15 protein-coding genes are annotated in these 15,875 nt (G+C 65.2%); 3 read left to right on the top strand and 12 right to left on the bottom strand.

Annotated features, from left to right (window positions below; translation table 11 throughout):
* Positions 1–18 precede the first annotated feature (18 nt).
* Both HF854_RS08280 and leuB read left to right on the top strand, forming a co-directional pair.
* Entirely contained in the window at positions 19–519 is a 501-nt protein-coding gene (locus HF854_RS08280) for a 3-isopropylmalate dehydratase small subunit (RefSeq protein WP_006008919.1), read from the top strand.
* Positions 520–808: 289 nt separating this feature from the next.
* Positions 809–1,882 carry a 3-isopropylmalate dehydrogenase gene (gene leuB, locus HF854_RS08285; protein WP_006008921.1) on the top strand — a complete coding sequence of 358 codons (1,074 nt, stop codon included), beginning with the start codon at positions 809–811 and terminating at the stop codon, positions 1,880–1,882.
* 475 nt (positions 1,883–2,357) lie between these two features.
* Here leuB and HF854_RS08290 read toward each other — a convergent pair whose 3' ends face one another.
* From HF854_RS08290 to HF854_RS08315, 6 genes are all read right to left on the bottom strand, one after another.
* Complete coding sequence (locus tag HF854_RS08290; protein ID WP_168935864.1) at positions 2,358–3,254, bottom strand: DMT family transporter; 897 nt, start codon at positions 3,252–3,254, stop codon at positions 2,358–2,360.
* Positions 3,255–3,408: 154 nt separating this feature from the next.
* Positions 3,409–4,011, bottom strand: coding sequence for a septal ring lytic transglycosylase RlpA family protein (locus HF854_RS08295; protein WP_168935865.1), 603 nt, complete (start codon positions 4,009–4,011; stop codon positions 3,409–3,411).
* Between the two features lie 642 nt (positions 4,012–4,653).
* Positions 4,654–7,653 (bottom strand): phosphoribosylformylglycinamidine synthase subunit PurS, encoded by a 3,000-nt coding sequence (locus HF854_RS08300; RefSeq protein WP_168935866.1) that lies wholly within the window; start codon positions 7,651–7,653, stop codon positions 4,654–4,656.
* Positions 7,654–7,705: 52 nt separating this feature from the next.
* A complete protein-coding gene (locus HF854_RS08305) occupies positions 7,706–8,671 on the bottom strand; it encodes a polyprenyl synthetase family protein (protein ID WP_168935867.1) in 966 nt (321 codons plus the stop codon).
* Positions 8,672–8,685: 14 nt separating this feature from the next.
* On the bottom strand, positions 8,686–9,423 hold the full coding sequence (gene mqnB, locus HF854_RS08310; protein ID WP_297159879.1) for a futalosine hydrolase: 738 nt from the start codon (positions 9,421–9,423) through the stop codon (positions 8,686–8,688).
* A gap of 5 nt (positions 9,424–9,428) precedes the next feature.
* Positions 9,429–10,742 carry a nucleotide sugar dehydrogenase gene (locus tag HF854_RS08315; protein WP_168935868.1) on the bottom strand — a complete coding sequence of 438 codons (1,314 nt, stop codon included), beginning with the start codon at positions 10,740–10,742 and terminating at the stop codon, positions 9,429–9,431.
* Between the two features lie 72 nt (positions 10,743–10,814).
* Here HF854_RS08315 and HF854_RS08320 point away from each other — a divergent pair, with 72 nt between their 5' ends.
* Positions 10,815–10,988, top strand: a complete 174-nt coding sequence (locus HF854_RS08320) for a DUF2065 domain-containing protein (protein ID WP_289616746.1) — start codon at positions 10,815–10,817, stop codon at positions 10,986–10,988.
* 125 nt (positions 10,989–11,113) lie between these two features.
* Here the strand turns inward: HF854_RS08320 and HF854_RS08325 are convergent, their stop codons facing one another.
* From HF854_RS08325 to HF854_RS08350, 6 genes are all read right to left on the bottom strand, one after another.
* Positions 11,114–11,827: a ubiquinone/menaquinone biosynthesis methyltransferase gene (locus HF854_RS08325; protein ID WP_289616745.1), complete on the bottom strand. Its 714-nt coding sequence runs from the start codon at positions 11,825–11,827 to the stop codon at positions 11,114–11,116.
* Positions 11,820–11,993 (bottom strand): hypothetical protein, encoded by a 174-nt coding sequence (locus tag HF854_RS08330; RefSeq protein WP_006008942.1) that lies wholly within the window; start codon positions 11,991–11,993, stop codon positions 11,820–11,822. The genes HF854_RS08325 and HF854_RS08330 overlap by 8 nt, the downstream gene beginning before the upstream one ends.
* A gap of 254 nt (positions 11,994–12,247) precedes the next feature.
* A complete protein-coding gene (locus tag HF854_RS08335) occupies positions 12,248–13,195 on the bottom strand; it encodes a hypothetical protein (RefSeq protein ID WP_168935870.1) in 948 nt (315 codons plus the stop codon).
* Positions 13,196–13,335: 140 nt separating this feature from the next.
* On the bottom strand, positions 13,336–13,743 hold the full coding sequence (locus HF854_RS08340) for a cytochrome c3 family protein (protein WP_168935871.1): 408 nt from the start codon (positions 13,741–13,743) through the stop codon (positions 13,336–13,338).
* A 217-nt stretch (positions 13,744–13,960) separates the two neighbouring features.
* Positions 13,961–14,614, bottom strand: a complete 654-nt coding sequence (locus HF854_RS08345) for an LbetaH domain-containing protein (protein ID WP_168935872.1) — start codon at positions 14,612–14,614, stop codon at positions 13,961–13,963.
* On the bottom strand, positions 14,607–15,815 hold the full coding sequence (locus HF854_RS08350; RefSeq protein ID WP_168935873.1) for a cobalt-precorrin 5A hydrolase: 1,209 nt from the start codon (positions 15,813–15,815) through the stop codon (positions 14,607–14,609). The genes HF854_RS08345 and HF854_RS08350 overlap by 8 nt, the downstream gene beginning before the upstream one ends.
* Positions 15,816–15,875: the final 60 nt, after the last annotated feature.

Here is a 15,875-nt window from a genome sequence, read left to right on the forward strand (position 1 = left end):
TTCAGAAAGGATCACGTCATGAATTACAAAGGTACGGCCCACAAGGTGGGCGAACATATCGATACCGACGCCATCATCCCGGCCCGCTTCCTGGTGACCTCTGACGCCAAGGAACTGGGCGCCAACTGCATGGCCGGTCTGGAACCTGACTGGGTCAAGCGCGTGAAGCCCGGCGACATCATGGTGGCCGGCCGCAACTTCGGCTGCGGCTCCTCCCGCGAGCACGCCCCCATCGCCATCCTGGGCGCGGGCATGCCCGTGGTCATCGGCCACAGCTTTGCCCGCATCTTCTACCGCAACGCCTTCAACATGGGCCTGCTGCTCATGGAAGTGGGCGACGACGTGGACAAGATCAATGACGGCGACGAGCTGGAAGTGGATGCCGCCACCGGTGTCATCCGCGACCTGACCAACGGCGCCGAGATCCAGTGCCCGCCCCTGCCGGCCTCCATGGCCGCCATCCTGGCCAAGGGCGGCCTGGTCAACTATGTGAAGGAACGTCTGGCCGCCAAGGGCTAGGCGGACAGCTGCTGGCTGAGGGGGAGAGGGGCCCCTTTTCCAAAAGGGGCCCCTCTCCCCCTCAAACTCCCCCTCTCCTCCCGAAAACTTTTGTTCCGGTCGATAACGGGGCAGGGCAGGACGGTGATCGTGCCCTGAATATCCGTCCCCCGGTGGTTTGGGGAGAGCGTGCCGTGGAGGCAGGGCAAGAGCGGAGGCTGCGGAAGGCGTGCCCTTCGCGGCTTTCTGGTGAGCAAGGACAATTTTTGCACACAAGCGCAGTGCTGCGGCGCTGCATGAGGATATCAAGATGAAAAAGACCATTTGTCTGTTGCCGGGTGACGGCATCGGTCCCGAGATCGTGGCCCAGGGCGTGGCCGTCCTGGAAGCTGTGGCCAAAAAGTTCGGCCATGAATTCGACTTCGTGCCCGCCCTCATCGGCGGCGCGGCCATCGACGCCACCGGCGAGCCCCTGCCCGCCGCCACGGTGGAAGCCTGCCAGAAGGCCGACGCCGTGTATCTGGGCGCCGTGGGCGGCCCCAAGTGGGACAATATCGAGCCTGCCCGCCGTCCTGAAAAGGGCCTGCTGGGCATCCGCAAGGCCCTGGGCCTGTTCGCCAACCTGCGTCCCGCCCTGCTGCTGCCCGAACTGGCCGGCGCCTGCCTGCTGCGTTCCGACATCGCGGCCCGCGGTCTGGACCTCATCGTGGTGCGCGAGCTGACCGGTGACATCTACTTCGGCGAGCCCCGCGCCATCGAAGAACGTAACGGCCTGCGCGTGGGCTACAACACCATGATCTACGACGAGAACGAGATCCGCCGCATCGCCAAGGTGGCCTTCGAGACCGCCCGCCAGCGTCGCAAGAAGGTCTGCTCCGTGGAAAAGAGCAACGTGCTGGAGACCTCCCGCCTCTGGAAGGCCGTGGTGCAGGAAGTGCACGCCGACTACCCCGACGTGGAACTGAGCCACATGTACGTGGACAACGCCGCCATGCAGCTGGTGCGCGATCCTTCGCAGTTCGACGTCATCCTCACCGGCAACATCTTCGGTGACATCCTCTCCGACGAGGCCTCCGTCATCACCGGTTCGCTGGGCATGCTGCCTTCCGCCTCCATGGGCGCCCAGGCTCCGGCCCTGTTCGAGCCCATCCACGGTTCCGCGCCCGACATCGCCGGTCAGGACAAGGCCAATCCTCTGGCCACCATCCTGTCCGCCGGCATGATGCTGCGTCTGGCCTTCGGCCTGTCCGAAGAAGCCGACGCCGTGGAGAATGCCGTGCGCCAGACCCTGCGTGACGGTTTCCGTACCGGCGACATCATGGAAGACGGCTGCACCCTGGTGGGCTGCGCCGAGATGGGCCGTCTGGTGGCCGAACGCCTGTAGTCTCTGGTTCTGTTTTTCCGGAATGGAGCGGAGCTGCCCTGCGGGGCGGCTCCGCTTTTTGTTTTTGGAGGAAGGGGAAAGGCGTTGCTGCGGCGGTCCTCAAAAGGGAAGGCCAGGCCTCTGGTCACGACAGTAGCCGATGGCGGGAAGGGAGGGGGACGGGAGAGGGACGATGGCAGGAAACAGATCTCGGCCAGGGCAGGAAGGGAAGCGGCACGAGAAGGGGCCCAGGGGCAGCCGTAGGCGTCGTGCGTCCGTGAGCCAGGCGCATACGGCACGCCATGCCCCGGGATGGGGATTGCGGGGAAAGATCGGGGTGTGCAGGCCGACGGGAAGAGCCGTCAGAGACGGTCGGCAGGAGACGGGCTTGCGTGCCATGAGGATCGCCACTGACCCTGAAAAAAACGTTTGGGCAGGGAGAAGGGGAGTTTGAGGGGGAGAGGTGTCCAAAGAGATGGCCTTCTCCCCCTCGTATCTACTCCCCATGCTTTCTTTTCTGCAGCCAGGCCTGGATCTGCGGCCCGGTCATGACCAAGACCACGGCGGCGCAGATGACGGCCACGCCGCTGAAGACGGCGAAGGTGGCGGGCTCGTCGAAGACGAGGATGCCCACGGTGACGGCGGTGAGCGGTTCGCCCACGCCCAGGATGGAGGCCAGGGTGGAACCGATGTGCTGGATGGCCAGGATCAGGGTCAGGTTGGAGATGACCGCGGTGATGATGGCCAGCAGCAGGCTCAGGGCCAGCTGTTCCCAGGTACCGATGATCTCGAAGGTCCCGGAGATCAGGGCATTGATAAGGGACACGCCGGTACCGAAGAACAGCACCCAGAAGGTGATGCTCAGGCCCGAGATGCTGTGGATGCGGGCCACATGCAGGCCCGAGATGTAGAGAGCGTTGCACAGGGCCGACGCCAGCAGCAGGCCCACGCCCAGCGGGTCAAGGCTGCCGCCGTCATCACCGCCGCCGCTGCCCAGCAGGGCCACGCCAAGGATGGCCAGCAGCACGGAACTGGCCGTGATGATGGAAAATTTTTCATGGAAGAAGATGGTCATGATGAGCATGACCATCAGCGGATACAGGAATTGCAGGGTGGCCGTGACGCCGCCCGACAGGTAGAGCAGGCCCCAGATCATGAGCAGGGCGGCCAGGGCGTAGAGCACGCTGAACAGGGCTAGCAGGCCGAGGTCGCGCGCGGGCGCGGCAAGACGTTCCTGGCGCAGGACGAGGATGAGGCCCAGGCTTATGGAGGCGAAGAGGAAGCGGTAAAAAAGGACACAGTCCGCGGACAGGCCGCTATGCAGCAGGGGCAGACTGAACAGCGGGATGAGACCGAAAGCGGCGGAGGAAATAAGGGCAAGCACAAAACCCATGACAGCTCTCCATGACGAGGGATTTGCGGTTTTCCAAATGACTCACGATTTCCGACATTGCCCCAAAGAAAACGGGAATACAAGGGGTTGGGGCTGATCGAAGGCCAAAAAAAAGGGCGCTCGGGGCGCCCGGAAAAAAGGGAGCGGCAGAGCGCTAGTTGCCGGCATCGTCCAGCACGACCTCGGCCTCGGGGTGGCCCTGGCGCAGCGCTTCATGCATGGCGGCCGCGTCGGCAAAGGCGAAGAAGGGGCCCACCTGGTCATCCTTGTAACGCACGAAATAGGCCTGTCCGTTCTGCAGGGGGGTGCCGCTGGGGTCGCTGACCACTTCCAGATCGACCTTGCCCACGCCGCGGTCGTTCATGTTGATCTGCTGGGCGGCAGCATAGGAAAGGTCGATGATGCGGCCACGCACATAGGGGCCGCGGTCGGTCACGCAGACCATGACGCTCTTGCCGTTGCTCTTGTCGGTGACGCGCACCACGGTGCCGATGGGCAGGGTGCGGTGGGCAGCCGTGAAGGTGTACATGTCATAGCCTTCACCGCTGGCGGTCTTCTTGTTGTGGAAGTCGGCCCCGTACCAGGAGGCCATGCCGGTCATGAAGGCATCGGCGTTGCTCTGGGCACGTTTGAGCCAGACATCACGGCTGGAGGAAGCAGTCTTTGCATCGCCGGCATAGGCGGCGGACATGGGGGAGGCCAGCAGCAGACAGGTCAGCAGCAGCGCCAGCATCCCCATGGAAGAATGTGAGGTCATAGAAACTCCTTGGTTGAAGCAGGTACGCGGCGTGGTTGCCCACGCGGCGCAGGTCGTCGGACGACCCACCCCGTCAAGGCTGCACAACGGGGCTTGCCTGAAACGCCAAACAAAAAGATTGAGGCATGATGCCTGAAAAAAAGCTCTGTGTCAAACCAGGTAAATTTTGCAAGAGAAAGTCTGGAAAATTTCCTGTCCAAGATGAGTAATTAACAGTTGATATGCAGTTAGCATGTAACTTTATATCGACTGTTATTTTTTGATATATAAAGTTAGTTTTTGCAGATATAAAGTTGATATAAAGTTAAAAGTTTCTGCAATTCTTCTGTATATTGTGAAAGGGGGCAAGAGGCCCCTGCACGGGCTGTCAGGGGGGCCTGAATTGCATATTCCGCTTTTAGGAACACGCATGCGAGAGGTGGGAGGAGAGGACAGAAGGACTGTCCGGGCCGGAGCGGATCCGGCCTTCGGGAGGGGCTTTTCGGGGCCTTCGATATCATGACCACCACAGAGCGGCGTCAGGGAAACTGCCGTGGAAGGCTGGTTGCCGACGGGTCGCCGACAGGACCGCAGCAGCGGTGCGGGCAACAAAAAAGGGCGCCCCTTGCGGGGCGCCCCTGATGTTCGCGGCAGGGCCGGGACTTACCAGTCCAGGGTACGCTTGAAGGCGGTGGTCAGGTCGTCCACGCTTTCCTGCAGGACGGTGACGCCGCCACGGGTCATGGTCAGGGTGTTGTCGTCGGTGACGGTACCGATGCGGCGGCAGATCTGCCAGCTGCCCAGCATGTCGAGGATCATGGCCAGGTCGGGGCGCACGCTGACGATGAGGCGGCTGGCCGATTCGCTGTACAGCAGTTCGGTCAGGGTCATGTCTTCCATGGCGGGCACGGCGTCCAGATCGATGTTGGCGCCCAGGCGGCCGCCGATGCACATTTCGGCCAGGGCCACGGCCAGACCGCCGTCGGAGCAGTCATGGCAGGCGGACAAGGCGCGCTGGCCCATGAGGCCGTGCACGGCGCGGTAGCGCGGCATGGCGGTGGAGGCGTCCACATTGGGTACGCGGCCGCCGGTGAGGCCCAGTTCGGAGCAGGCTTCGCTGCCGGCCATTTCACGCCAGGTACCGCCCAGCATGTAGATGTGGTGACCGGCGGCCTTGAAGTCCGAGGTCTGGGTGGCGATGACGTTGTTGATGACGCCCATCACCGAGAACAGCACCGTGGGCGGGATGGAGATCTTTTCGCCGCCGCCGGTGTAGTCGTTCTTCATGGAGTCCTTGCCGGAGATGCAGGGCACGCCGAAAGCCAGGGAGAACTGCTGCAGGGCCTTGCAGGCGCGCACCAGCTGGGCCAGCTTGTAGCGGCCGTCGGGGGTCTTCTCGCTCTGGACGGGGTCGCACCAGCAGAAGTTGTCCACACCGGCCAGGGCATCGGGGTTGCCGCCCACGGCCACGGCGTTACGGATGGCTTCGTCCATGGCGTTGGCCATCATCCAGTAGGTGTCGTAGTCGCTGAACTTGGGGCAGATACCGTGGGAGATGACCAGACCGGCATCGGATTCCAGCAGCGGACGGATGACGCCGGCGTCGGAAGGACCATCGTTCTTGACGCCGCACAGGGGCTTGATGGCGCTGCCGCCGCGCACTTCGTGGTCGTACTGGCGGATGATGTATTCCTTGGAGCAGATGTTCAGGCGGTTCAGCATGCGGCGCAGGAAGGCGCCCTGTTCGCTGTCGGGCATGTCCACGCGGATGTCTTCCACCTTGGGGGCTTCCCACACGGCTTCCAGTTCCAGCTGGGGCACGCCGTCATGCATGAATTCCATGGGCAGGGAGGCCACGGGACGGTCGTTGTAGCGCACGTCGAAGAAGCCGCTGTCGGTGTAGTGGCCCAGGGCGGTGGCTTCCACGTCCATGCGGGCGGCCAGTTCCATGAACTCGTCCAGCTTGGCGGGCGGCACGGCCAGGGTCATGCGTTCCTGGGCCTCGGAGAGCAGGATCTCCCAGGGGCGCAGGCCGTCGTACTTGAGGGGGGCCTTGGCGATGTCCAGCACGCAGCCGCCGGTGTCTTCGGCCATTTCGCCCACGGAGGAGGAAAGGCCGCCGGCGCCGTTGTCGGTGATGGCGTTGTACAGGCCCAGGTCACGGGCGCGCATGATGAAGTCGTACATCTTGCGCTGGGTGATGGGGTCGCCGATCTGCACGGCCGTGGCCGGGGAACCTTCGTGCAGTTCCTCGGAGGAGAAGGTGGCGCCGTGGATGCCGTCCTTGCCGATGCGGCCGCCGGTCATGACGATGATGTCGCCCACTTCGGCCTTCTTTTCCCAGCCCTTGCGGCCGTTGACGTCGGTGGGGATCACACCCACGGTGCCGCAGTAGACCAGGGGCTTGCCCAGGTAGCGTTCATCGAAGACCAGGGAGCCGTTGACGGTGGGGATGCCGGACTTGTTGCCGCCGTGTTCCACGCCTTCGCGCACGCCTTCCAGCACGCGGCGGGGATGCAGCAGGCGCGGGGGCAGTTCCTTGTCATAGAAGGGGGAGGCGAAGCAGAACACGTCGGTGTTGCAGACCAGTTCCGCGCCCATGCCGGTGCCCATGGGGTCACGGTTGACGCCCACGATACCGGTGAGGGCGCCGCCGTAGGGGTCTAGGGCGGAGGGGCTGTTGTGGGTCTCCACCTTGATGCAGGCGTCGTAGCCGTTGATGAAGGCGATGACGCCGGCGTTGTCCTTGAACACGGACTTGCAGTAGTCGTCGTCGCCCAGGCGCTTGCGGATGGCGGCCGTGGCGTCACGGATGCAGGTCTTGTACAGGTTGTTGACCTCTTCGCGCTGGCCGGTCTCCTTGTTCTCGTAATGGATGCGGGAGGCGAAGATCTTGTGCTTGCAGTGTTCGGACCAGGTCTGGGCCAGCACTTCCATTTCCACGTCGGTGGGGTCGGCGGGCAGACCGGCGGCCTTGCGGCGGGCCTGTTCGTCAGGGGTGGCGAACTGGTCGCGGATGCAGTGCAGCTCGCGCAGGGTCAGGGCCCAGGTGTTGTCGCGGCTGGCTTTCTGCAGGGCCTCGTCGTCCATGCTGGACAGGGGCACCACGTCCACGGTGTCGTTGGCTTCGCCGGTGACCTTGGCGGCCTGGGCTTCGAAGCCGGGCTGGGCCTGCCATTCTTCGGCGCTCTTGACGCGGAAGCGCTGGATCAGGGTGTTGCAGAGCAGGTCGCGGGCCAGGGCCTCCACCTCTTCACGGCCGAGCATGCGGTCGGGCGTGCAGGTGATGCGGTACTGCACCGAGGTGTAGACGCGCAGGCTGTCACGGGCGATGCCCAGCACCATGGCGGCGGTGTCACGGGCGGTGCGGCCTTCGTTGTCGGTGACGCCGGGGCGGTAGCCCACTTCCACGATCCAGTGGGGGGCGGGTTCCACGAAGGGCAGCGGCTCCAGCGAGGCCTGCTGCAGGATGGGGTCGTGCCAGATGCCTTCGTCCACCAGACGGTTCACCTGGGCGGCATCCAGACCGTCCACGGTGTAGACTTTGATCTGACGGATGGCGGCAACGGGGATCTGCAGCGCCTTGAGCAGATGCAGCGCCGTCTTGCGGCCCTGGGTATCGGTAATGTTGGCATGAAGCCCGGTTTCCACACGATAGAGCATACGGTCCTCGCTTTGGCGGCGGGAATCCCGCCGGTTCTCCGTAATAAGGCGATTATTTTTTGCGGTCGCGAACGTAGTCGGCCATTTGTTGCAGGATGTCCTGTTCCGGTCCCGAGGGCAGGGTGGCCAGGGCCGCGCGGGCCTTGTCCAGATAGCCTTCGGCAGCCATGCGCGTGGCCTGGTCGAAGCCGGCCGCACGGATGCTGTCAGCGATGCGCTCGGCGTCGCTGTCGGTGAAGGAAGCGTCATTGAAGGCCTGATCGAAGGCCGCGCGGGCGGCATCGTCCAGGCTGTCGCGGTACATGCGCAGGGGCGGGGTCAGTTTGCCCTCGCGCACGTCGCCGCCCGAAGGTTTGCCCGTGACGCTCTGGGGGGCGAAGTCCAGGGCGTCGTCCACGATCTGGAAGGCCATGCCGATGTTCTCGCCATACGCGGCGGCGGCTTCCACCAGGGCATCGTCGGCACCGGCGCGCAGGGCGCCCAGCTGGCACGAGGCCCGGATCAGCCAGGCCGTCTTGCCGCGGATGATCTCCTCGTATTCCTCGGCGGTGGTCTCCACCTGATGCTGGGCCGCGATCTCCAGGATCTCACCGGCGGCGGTGCGGCTGGTGGCCTCGGAGAAGCAGAGGCACAGGCGCGGGTCGCCGCACTGGGCCACCAGGGCATTGGCATGGGCCAGCATGGCATCGCCGGCCAGGATGGTGCTGGTGGCGCTGAAAATGGTGTGCGCGGCGGGTTTGCCGCGACGGGTATCGGCATTGTCCAGCACGTCGTCATGCAGCAGCGTGGCGGCATGGAGCATCTCCATGGTGACGGCCAGATCGTAGATGTCTTTTTTGTCATAGCCCAGCAGGCGGGCCATGAGGATGGTCAGCAGGGGGCGCAGGCGTTTGCCGCCCGCTTCGAAAATGTGGCGGGCGATGGGGCGCACGGGATGGGGCAGGCCCTCGGCGGCCCGGGAAAGAGCCTTGTTGATGGGGGGCAGTTCCAGTGCCAGACGGGCTTTCAGAAGCAGCATAGCGACATCTCGGTTTATGGTGCGGGGCGCCAGATATCCGCCAGACGGCGCATGGCTCCCGGAAAATCCGTTTCATGCGGTGCGCGCGGCCCCACCCGGTTGGAAACGCTGCGTACCTCCACACAGGCGATGCCCTGGCGGGCGCAGGCCAGCGCCACGGCAAAACCTTCCATATTTTCCAGCAGGGCCCCGGGATGGGCCTGCCGGAGCTGTCCCACACGCTGCCGGGAAGCGCTGACGCCCGCCACGCTCAGGGACGTGGCCGCGGGCAGGGAGCACAGCCCGTGCAGGCAGGCGGGCAGCTGCGCGGGAGCGGCCAGGGGCAGACGGTCGAAGACCGGCCCGTGCGGCCCTTCCCACTGGGGAAAACCGAACGACGGGCCGTCCACAGCCGTCCCGTCGTGCAGGCCGTATTCCGGCCAGATCTCTTCCTCCACCCGCCAGAGCGAACGGAGGGGCGCCCGTTGCAGGTCCATGCTGCCGGCCACGCCCACGTTGAGCACCAGCGAGACCGCATGTCCGGCCTGTCGGGCCCCAGCCAATGCCAGCCCCATGCCGAGGGCGGCGTTGACGGGCCCCACGCCGGTGATGCAGGCCAGGGCCGGCAGGCCCAGGTGCAGGGGCAGCAATTCCTGCTCCGGCAGGCCGGTCTGCGCCGCCGGGCCGCATGCCGCTCCGGGAGCGGGACCCAGGGCCTGTTCCGGCAGGGCGGACAGCAGTTCGCGGGCGGTGGCGGCACAGACCAGCAGCACGGCGCTTACAGTCTCCAGTAGTCGATGCCCGCGGCGCGCATGGTCTGCGGGTCGAAGAAGCCCTTCACGTCCATGAGCACGGCCTTGTTGCCGTCCTTGCAGCGGGCCTTGATGTCTTCGGGCGTCAGGGCGGCGTAGGCCTTGTGGCTCACGGCCAGCAGCACGGCATCCAGGTCGCGCAGCTGATCCAGATCCACCAGCTCCTGCCCGTATTCGCGCATGGCTTCGGCCGGGTCGGCCTCGGCGTCATGCACCAGCGGGACCACATTATATTCCTTGAGTTCGCGGATCACGTCCACCACGCGGGTGTTGCGCAGGTCGGGCACGTTCTCCTTGAAGGTGAAGCCCAGGATGCCCACGCGCGCGCCGCTGACCACGTTGCCGTTCTTGATCAGGCGCTTGACCAAGCATTCGGCCACATATTTGCCCATGTTGTCGTTGGTGCGGCGACCGGCCAGGATGACTTCGGGGTGGAAGCCCATCTCCTCGGCCTTGAAGGTCAGGTAGTAGGGGTCCACGCCGATGCAGTGGCCGCCCACCAGACCGGGACGGAAGGGCAGGAAATTCCATTTGGTACCGGCGGCTTCCAGCACTTCGAGGGTGTCGATGCCCAGGCGCTCGAAGATGATGGCCAGCTCGTTCATGAGCGCGATGTTCAGGTCGCGCTGGGTGTTCTCGATGACCTTGGCGGCCTCGGCCACCTTGATGCTGGAAGCACGGTGGATGCCCGCCTTGACCACGGAGCCGTAGACCTGGGCCAGCAGGTCGGCCGTGGCCTGGTCGGAACCGGAGACGATCTTTTTGATGGTCTCCAGGGTGTGGACCTTGTCACCGGGATTGATGCGCTCCGGCGAGTAGCCCACGGTGAAATCCGTGCCGTAGGTCAGGCCGGATTCCTGCTCCAGGATGGGCACGCAGATCTCTTCGGTGAGGCCGGGGTAGACCGTGGATTCATAGACCACCACGCAGCCCTTGGGCATGTGGCGGCCCACGGTGTGGCTGGCGCCCACCACGGGGGTGAGGTCGGGGGAGCGGTGTTCGTCGATGGGGGTGGGCACGGCCACGATGATCACGGCGGCCCGGGCCAGGTCGGCGGGGTCGCAGGTGTACTCGATCGTGGCGGCGGCCAGGGCTTCATCGGTCACTTCGTTGGTGCGGTCATGGCCTTTGCGCAGCTCTTCGATGCGTCCGGCGTTGATGTCGAAACCGAGCACGTTCATGTGGCGGGAAAAAGCCACGGCCAGGGGCAGGCCCACATAGCCCAGGCCCACCACGGCCAGGGTCTGTTCACGATTCTGCAGGGCAGCGAAATCCACCATCGTTTTATCCTTTACAAAAATGCCTGTTTCCGCCATGTGAAAGACATGACTTTTGACTGGAAACCATTTCTTGTGGCATTGGGTTTGGCCATCCTTCTGGAAGGCCTGGTCTGGGCTCTGGCTCCCGACGCCATGCGACGGGCAGTGATCCTCATCGCGCAGATGCCCAAAAGCTCCATACGGGTCCTCGGGCTGGCGGCGCTGGCTCTGGGCCTCTTTCTTGTATGGCTGGCCCGCAGCGCCTGAGCTTGAGGCTTTTTTCCGCATGCATGACGGCGTCCCTTGGGGCGCCGTTTTTTTGTGCCGGAGGATGGCGCCGGGTCGTCCCGCCTGCGGCGGGGAAGCCGGCGCTATCGCAGCGCGCTGGCCCGCTAGAGGGCCTTTTCGCCCACATGCAGGCAGACGATGCCCGACGTGAGCTTGATATGCCAGGCCCGCGCGAAACCGGCATCGGTCATTTCCTTTTCCAGGGCAGGGGCCGTGGGGAAATTGCGGATGGTCTCGGCCAGATACTCATAGGCGCCCGGGTCGCGGGAGACCATCTTGCCGATACGCGGCAGGATCCTGTCCAGATAAAAATTGTACAGACCGCCCCAGATGCGTTCGCTGCCGGAGCCGAACTCCAGGATGCAGGCGCGGCCGCCGGGGGTGAGCACGCGCAGCATCTCGGCAAAGGCCTCGGAGCGCGGCTTGATGTTGCGGATGCCGAAGGCCATGGTCACGCAGTCCACCGAAGCGTCGGGCAGGGGCAGCTTTTTGGCGTCAGCGGCCACGGGCATGATGGCCCGGGCGTTGTCGCCCTTGAGCTTGTGCAGGCCGCGCTGGAGCATGGGCGGGCAAAAGTCCATGGCGGGCACCTGCACATGCGGGTATTTGCGGCGGATGGCCAGCGAGACGTCCAGGGTACCTGCGGCCAGGTCGAGCACGCGGTTGGTGCTGCCCACGCGCACGTTCTTGGCCAGCACATGGCGCCAGTAATAGTCGATGCCCAGGCTCAGCGTATGGTTGAGCAGGTCGTAGAAGCCGGCGATGCGGCCGAACATGCCGGAGACGGCAGCGTCATGCTGGGGGCGGGGATCAGTCACGTCCGGCCTCCCTGGGCGCGTTGCCCTGGCGGATGGCTTCGCAGACCACGCGGTACACGGCGGGAAAGACCTCGGCGAAGTTGCCCGGCGAAACCGTGCGCGTCTCGATGAATTTGGCGGTCAGTTCCTTGGCGACCTGAAGGGCTTCCTTGCTGTCTTTGTCCATACCTGGCCTCGTGGCATACAAAATGAAAAACCCGTCCACTGGGGAATGGCCTTGACCCACAACGGGAAAACGCCGGACGGGTAAAGGAACGGAAACGGCGGCCCCCGCCCCTTTTGTTTTTGATTCGGGCCTGTACAGGACTGCTGCCTGTAAAAGGCCGTCTGTCAGCATATGCGCTAACGGTGCGCTTGGCAAGTCGATGCCCCCGCGGGAGCGGGGGCGGAAAAGGCCGTGCGCGCAGGGAAAAAGGCCGCTCAGGCCTGGTCCCCCATCAGGCGTCGGATTTCTTCATGCAGGATCCGCGCCGCAGCGGCGGCGGCCGCCTTTTCCACGTATTTGTCAAAATCCGTCATCAGGTCGCCAAGCTGGTGTTCCAGGGCTTCCACCCGCTGTGCCAGCATCCGCCGCTCTTCCTCAAGACGGGCCACGCGTTCGCTGTCCGCAGTGGCCGGGGCCTCTCCGGAAGCGGCCGGAGCGTCCTGCAGGGCCTGTACCTGTTCTTCCAGATGGGTGAGGCGTTCCACGGTCTCCATGAGCAGGGTGCCGTCACTGTGGCTGCCCCCGGTCTGGCTCTCCAGACTGTCGAGACGCTGCAGCATCTCCTGGCGTTCGCCCTCCAGCGCGGAAAGGCGCTCCATGCTTTCCATAAGCAGGACGCTGTCGGGCGCTCCGGCCATGCTGCCGGAGGCGGTGTCTGCCGTGGCGGGCAGGGCCTGCACCTGCTCTTCCAGATGGGTGAGACGCTCCACGGTCTCCATGAGCAGGGTGGCGTCGCTGTGGCCGTTCCCGGCCCGGCCTTCCAGGGCGCTCAGGCGACGGTCGAGCTGGCGGCAGCTTTCTTCCAGGCTGCTGATGCGCTCCAGGCTTTCCGGCAGCAGGGGGCTTTCGGTGCCGGTCTGCGCCGCCAGAGCGGCCAGATGCAGGCCCGTATCGCCGATCACGGCCGCGGAGGCATCCAGCTGGGCCTCCCAGTCCCGGGCGGGGGGCACGTCCTCGACGGCGGGCGCGGGGGACGGCACGGGCTCGTGATCCTGGACAGGCAGCAGGAGCAGGTCGTCAGGAGCCGGGGCGGCCGTTGCCGGAGCCTCGTCGGGCAAGGGGAGGGGCTCAGGCGTTTTGGGGCTGTTTTTCGGCAGGTCAGGGCCTTTTTCGATAAGGTCCGTCAGTTCGATGATCTCGTTTTGCTCGGCAGATGCGGCCATGGGCGCCTCTCATGCAGGATGGTTGGTGATCCGGTTCCTCAACGGCTTGCCCTGCATAGCAGCTCATGCTCCAAAAGGCAAACCGCCAAAAAGAAAAGCCGCGGTTTCCCGCGGCTTGCAATGCGAAAATGGATGACGGCCTACGGATGGCACTTGGACTTGGCGCAACCGGTGAGGTCCTTCTTCAGGTCAGGCTTTTCGGCCACGACCTTGACGTGACAGGACAGGCAGCTCTGATGCTTCAGGGGGGCATCGGCCTTTTCCTTGGCGTGCATCACATAGTACAGGCTGTTGGTCCCCTTCTTGTCCTTCAGGTTGTCATGACAGCCGGCGGTGGCGCACTTGGCATAGCTTTCCTTGCCGTCCACAGGGTGGTGGCAGACGACGCATTCCACGGTCTTGTGGGTGGAGTGGTTGAAGGTCACCGGCTTTTTGGGGTTGGAACCTTGCAGGACGAGACCGTCAGCCGGGACAGGGGGCTGGGCCGCGATGGCGGGCACGGACAGGGCCAGAGCCAGGACACCGGCAGACAACAGGGCGAACTTCATGACAACCTCCTCACAGGCTAGTCGAACCTTGGGACGCGCGGAACGGCTCCGGGACGTCACAGACAGATAACAAATCAATACGCCGGGTTGCAGAATGTGTCAACGTGGGTGGCGGAAAATCCGCACGGCCTTCGGGCAGGCGGGAACGCCGGAAAAACGTCCGCCTGCCGTGAAGTTGTAGCGCGATTTTATAAAATTTTTCTTGAAAATCGAAAGATTACGCGCTGCCTTCCCGTTCCCCGCCCGCACTGAACAGCGGCAGGGTCCGGTGCGTCAGGTGGACATTGTCCGGCACAAAAATATTTTTTTCCAGCCGCAGGCCCGCATCCACGCGTACCTCCCGGCCCAGATGGGCCCCTTCTTCCACGATGACGCCCTCACCCAGGTGCGCGCCTTCCCCCAGATGGACATGGTCCTCCAGGCGGCAGCCTGCCTCCAGACGCGCTCCGGCCCGCAGCACGCAGCCCGTGCCGGTACGGCAGCCCGCTGCCAGCGAGGCATCGGCAAAGATGAGGTTCCCGGCGCCGACGAGGACATCCCGCTCCCTGTGGGCATCAGGATGGACCGCACTGACCAGAGTGAAGCCCAGTTCCCGCAGGGCGTCGTGCAGCAGACGGCGCAGTTTGGCAGCCTGCTTGTGCGGGGCCGTTACCACGGCCCGGGAGAAGTCCGGCCGCAGGCGGGCCAGGTCGGCGTCCCGGCCCAGCGGAGGCACGCCCGCCTCTGCCGCGAAGTCACAACGCGGACCGTGGATGACGCCCGCAGGGACCAGCCCGGCAGCCTGCAACAGCGGTACGGCCGCGGCGCACAGGCTGCCGCCGCCCACCAGCAGGACCGCGTCCCGCCCTTTGTTCATGACGATCTCAGACATCATCCCTCCGCAAAATGCTGTTCGACAGGGCCACGGCCAGGGTCAGCTGGCCGGCCACCTTGGTTTTTTCCACCAGCAGACGGGCGGCCGGAGCGTCCGTGCCGTCTGTTTGCTGTCCGTTTCCTGTTCCCGCCGGCGGGCCGTCCTTCAGCTCGGCCCGGCTCACAGGCGACGCCCCCCCGCCATCCGCCTTCATCATACCGGTTGCGGCCATCCGCCGGGCCGCCAGCAGGCAGGCCGCCTCACAGACACTGAAGGGTGCGCAGGCGAAGCGTTCCCCTGCCGCCGTGGACGGGTGCGGTGTGCTGACGGCGGCCAGTTCCGCGGCATCGAAGGTCAGCAGGGGCAGGCCCAGACGCCGGGCCAGTTCCTGCAAGGCCGGTTCCCGGGCCTTTTCCGTCACGGTCGCCAGGGCCGCCAGAGCCTGGGGCTCCAGTCCGTGGCGCAGCAGCAGACCTTCCACGGCTGTGGCCACCAGCGGCGCAGGGATACCCTTGCGGCAGCCCAGCCCCAGTACCAGCGAGGGCAGGGCCACCCGCAGGCGGCCTTGTCGTGCGGGCAGACGTTGCCAGTGTACGCAGACTGCGGGCCCGTCCTGTTCCGGCAGATGCTCCTGCCGCAGGAATCCTCCCCCTTCTCCGTTCGTCACCGCGCCGCAGGGGTCCCACAAGGGCAGGGGCCGCCCTTCCAGCCAGCAGGCCTGGGCCGGAGGCAGCTGGTCCCAGTCCAGGATGCGCAGGCCCGCTGCCTGGAGGAAAAGGTCCAGCGCAGGGCGCTCGCCGCAGTCCGTGGCCGTGGTGATGACAGGCACGGCATCCAGCAGGGCGGCCACATGGCGGCACAGGCTGTTGCCGCCGCCCCAGTGTCCGGCCAGCAGGCTGATGACGAAACGGCCGTCCGGCGAGATGACCAGGACAGGCGCGTCCGTGCTCTTGTGTTCCAGCAGGGGCGCCACAGCCCGCACGGCGATGCCTGTTGCGCCTATAAAGATCTGGGGAACTTCTGCGGCCTGCCGGGCTGCATCCATGATGCCGGCAAACGGCAGGCAGTCTTCCGGGGCAAAACGTTGCGGCGCGGACAGGCGGCATTCCGACAGCGTCTCGCCCGACGGCCCGCGCCACGGCGCTGCGGCCATGGCTTCCCGCAGGCGCCGGGCCAGCGGCAAGGCCGCGCTGCTCAGGACATGACAGGTACAATGCATGGGATTTCGGTGGGGTTGGTGGTGGAAGAGGGGCGAGGGGGGGGGGGGGGGGGGGGGGGG

The sequence above is a fragment of the Desulfovibrio piger genome, from assembly GCF_012843875.1.
In the GTDB taxonomy this organism is placed as follows: domain Bacteria; phylum Desulfobacterota; class Desulfovibrionia; order Desulfovibrionales; family Desulfovibrionaceae; genus Desulfovibrio.